This window comes from Kytococcus sp. HMSC28H12, from assembly GCF_001816045.1.
In the GTDB taxonomy this organism is placed as follows: Bacteria; Actinomycetota; Actinomycetes; order Actinomycetales; family Dermatophilaceae; genus Kytococcus; species Kytococcus schroeteri.
The window spans coordinates 1-3,480 of sequence record NZ_KV824489.1; the positions used below are offsets into that span (position 1 = coordinate 1).

The window sequence follows — 3,480 nt, forward strand, 5'->3', positions numbered from 1 at the left end:
TCCAGGCGGCGGGCCGGGCCGGCCAGCACGGCCTCGCTCTCCAGCACCACGGCCACGGGGCGCAGCGCGTTGGCGCGCAGGGTGGCGCCGGAGCTCACGAGGTCGCACACGGCATCGGCCTGGCCCAGGCTGGGCGCGATCTCCACCGACCCGCTGAGCGTCACCACCTCGGCGTCCACGCCCTGGGCGGCCAGCCAGTCCCGGGTGAGGGCCGGGTAGCTCGTGGCCACGCGCAGTCCCTGCAACTGCTGCGGGCCCTGCCAGTCCCACTCCTGGGGCACGGCGATCTGCAGGGTGCAGGGACCGAAGCCGAGCTGGCGCACCTCGTGCAGGTCGGTGCCCACACCGGTGGCCTGCTCCTCGGCCAGCACGTTGCGTCCCACGATGCCGAGGTCGGCCACGCCGTCGGTGAGCAGGCCGGGGATGTCGTCGTCGCGGACCAGCAGCAGATCCACCGGCAGGCCCTCGCCGAAGCAGAACAGGCGGTCACGGCTCTCGCGCCAGGTCAGGCCGCAGGCGCTCAGCAGGTCTCGGGCCGGGTCGCCGAGGCGACCGGACTTCTGGATGGCGACGCGCAGGCGGTCGCGCGGGGTCTCCACGGGGGTCATGGTGCTCCTCACCCACCAGCGGTGGGATCGAGGACGCCGGGGCGTCCGAGGGAGGTGCGCGGCGGACCGCGCCGGTCAGGCGGAGGCAGGCCCGTCCAGATGTCGCAGGGCCGCGCGGTAGCCACCGGCCCCGTCCTCGAGGCACCGGGCCACCCGGCCGACGGTGGTCACCGAGACGCCCGTGTCCTCGTGGATGGCGCGGTAGCTGCGACCCTCGGCCAGCTGCGGCACCACGGCCCACCGGTCGGTGAGGGCCTCCACCTCGGCGGGCGTGCACAGGTCGGTGAGCAGGGCGTCCACCTCCGCGGGGTCCTGCATCGAGGCCAGGACGGCCACGAGCTCGGCACGCACCTCGGCCACGGTGCGCGAACGGGGGGTGTCGCGTCGCTTCATGGCGTCCTCCTGGTGCGAACGGGGGTGGGCAGTGACGGGTGGTCGCGGTCGGCGCCGCGGGTCCGTCATCGAATGTATTAACACGCTAACACGCTAGGACACGGTGCGCCGAATCGGCGTCATGCCCCCTCCCCCTCCCCCGGCACACGCGAGCGGCCCCCCCCCCCGTGGGGTGGTGGGCCGCTCGAGGCGAGGGCCGTGCCGGGTCAGTCCCCGCGCACGGCGACCGGCTGCGCCAGCTCCACGCGCAGCGCCTGCGCCAGGTCGCCCCGCTCGGCCTCGAACTGGTCGCCGCGCTGCAGGTCCTTGACCATCACCACACCGCGCTCCACCTCCTGGGCGCCGAGCACGGCCACGAACCGGATGCCCGCCCGGTCGGCGTGCTTGAACTGCTTGGCCAGCTTGGCCGGCTCCAGCACCGACTCCACCCGCAGGCCGGCCGTGCGCAGCTCGGCGGCCAGACCCAGCGCCTCGGGCAGCAGGGCCTCGTCGAGCAGCGGCACGAGCACCTGGACGGTGGACGGCTCGTCGGCGACCATGCCGTTCTCCATGAGCTGCCAGAACAGGCGGGAGAGGCCGATGGACATGCCCACGCCCGGCAGGGACGACCTGGTGTACTGCCCGGCCAGGTTCTCGTAGCGCCCACCGGAGCAGACCGACCCCAGCTCCGGGTGCTCGTCGAGGAAGGTCTCGTAGACGGTGCCGGTGTAGTAGTCCAGGCCGCGGGCGATGGCGAGGTTGACGCAGTAGTCGCCCTCGGGCACGCCGAGGTGACGCAGCATCTCGAGCACCTCGCGCAGCTCGGCCACGCCGGCGTCCAGCTCCTCGTCGCGCCCCTCCAGGCCGGCCAGCACCTCCAGGGCCTCGGCGTGCGAGCCGGTGCGGGTGGAGACGAAGCCCGCCACGGCGTCGACCACGTCCGCGGCCAGGCCGAAGCGCTCGCCGGTGAGCTCCTCGCGCAGCCAGTCCACACCGCGCTTGTCGATCTTGTCCACCTCGCGCAGCACCAGCGGCTGCTGCTCGTCGGTGATGCCGACGCTGCGGAAGAAACCGCGCAGCAGGCGGCGGTTGTTCAGGTGGATCGTGAACGGGCCGAAGTCCAGCTCGCGGAAGATGGCGTGCATGGTGGCCGGCGGCTCGGCGTCGTGGCGCACCGAGAGGGTGTCCTTGCCGATGATGTCGACGTCACACTGCACGAACTCCCGGAAGCGGCCACGCTGCGGACGCTCACCGCGGTAGACGCGCTGCATCTGGTAGCGACGGAAGGGGAAGGTCAGCTGGCCCTCGTGCTGGGCCACGAAGCGCGCCATCGGCACGGTGAGGTCGAAGCGCAGGGCGAGGTCGGGCAGGCCCACCTCGTCCCCGGCGGCCACGGCCTCGCGGTCGTTGGCCAGCCCACCGGTGGACTGCACGAAGTAGACCTGCTTCTCGGTCTCGCCACCGGACTTGGTGAGCAGCACGTCGGTGCGCTCGAAGGCGGGCGTCTCCAGCGGGAGGAAGCCGCCGGCCTCGAAATGGCGACGCACCACGTCCGCGATGCGGTTGAACGCCACCTGCTGGCGCGGCAGCAGCTCGAGCGTTCCCTGGGCGGGGCGGGGTGTGGTGATCTGGGCCATGGTCGGAGTCTAGTTTCCGGGGTTCGACGCCGCGCACGGCGTGGTCGGCCACGCAGCGCGAGGCCCCCACCGCACCGGGGTGCGAGGGGGGCCGGGCGCCGGTCGTGACGGCGTGGCGGTCAGGAGCTCAGCCCTGCGGGGCGGCGGCGCCGTGCTCGAGCGCCTCGAGGATCGCCCCGTTGAAGGCGGGCAGGTCGTCGGGGTTGCGGCTGGTGATGAGGTTGCCGTCCACCACGACGCTCTCGCCGCTCACCCAGTCGGCGCCTGCGTTGCGCAGGTCGGTCTCGATGCTGTCGAAGCCCGTCACGCGGCGGCCGTCCACCACGCCCGCCTCGGCCAGCACCCAGCCGGCGTGGCAGATGGCGGCCACCGGGCGGCCCGCGTCGTGCACGGCCTTCACGAGGGCCACGGACTTCTCGTCCAGGCGCAGGGCGTCCGGGTTGGCCACGCCACCGGGCAGAACGAGCACGTCCACGTCGTCGGCGGACACCTCGGCCACGGCGCCGTCGGCGGTGCGGGTCTCGGCCTTGTCGAGGTGGTTGAAGAGCTGCACCTCGCCGCCCTCGGGGCTCACGAGGCGCGCGGTGTGGCCGGCCTCGGTGACGGCCTTCCACGGGTCGGTGAGCTCCACGGCCTCGATGCCCTCGGCGGAGGTCAGGAAGTAGACGGTCTTGCCGGTGGTCTGCGTGGTGTCGGTCATGGCTCCACCCTCGCGCCGACCCCCGGCACGTCGCAACCGGAGGGCTGCTCGGCCAGCACCCCCGCGCCGCCCGGCCCCCGGCCCTTCGGACCCGCACCCCCACCGGACCACCACCTGCTGGACCGGACCCGAGAACCGCACCGGTGCCGAACTCGACTGTCGA

Annotated in this window: 4 protein-coding genes; all 4 read right to left on the minus strand. The window is 73.4% G+C overall.

Annotated elements, in window-relative coordinates; all coding sequences use genetic code 11:
• Positions 1-608: ATP phosphoribosyltransferase (gene hisG, locus HMPREF3099_RS06970; RefSeq protein ID WP_070705321.1), on the minus strand; the 608-nt coding region annotated here is incomplete at its 3' end.
• Positions 609-683: 75 nt separating this feature from the next.
• A complete protein-coding gene (locus HMPREF3099_RS06975; protein ID WP_070705322.1) occupies positions 684-1,001 on the minus strand; it encodes a YerC/YecD family TrpR-related protein in 318 nt (105 codons plus the stop codon).
• Between the two features lie 206 nt (positions 1,002-1,207).
• Entirely contained in the window at positions 1,208-2,617 is a 1,410-nt protein-coding gene (hisS, locus tag HMPREF3099_RS06980) for a histidine--tRNA ligase (RefSeq protein WP_070705323.1), read from the minus strand.
• Between the two features lie 127 nt (positions 2,618-2,744).
• On the minus strand, positions 2,745-3,317 hold the full coding sequence (locus tag HMPREF3099_RS06985; RefSeq protein WP_070705324.1) for a type 1 glutamine amidotransferase domain-containing protein: 573 nt from the start codon (positions 3,315-3,317) through the stop codon (positions 2,745-2,747).
• Positions 3,318-3,480 lie beyond the last annotated feature (163 nt).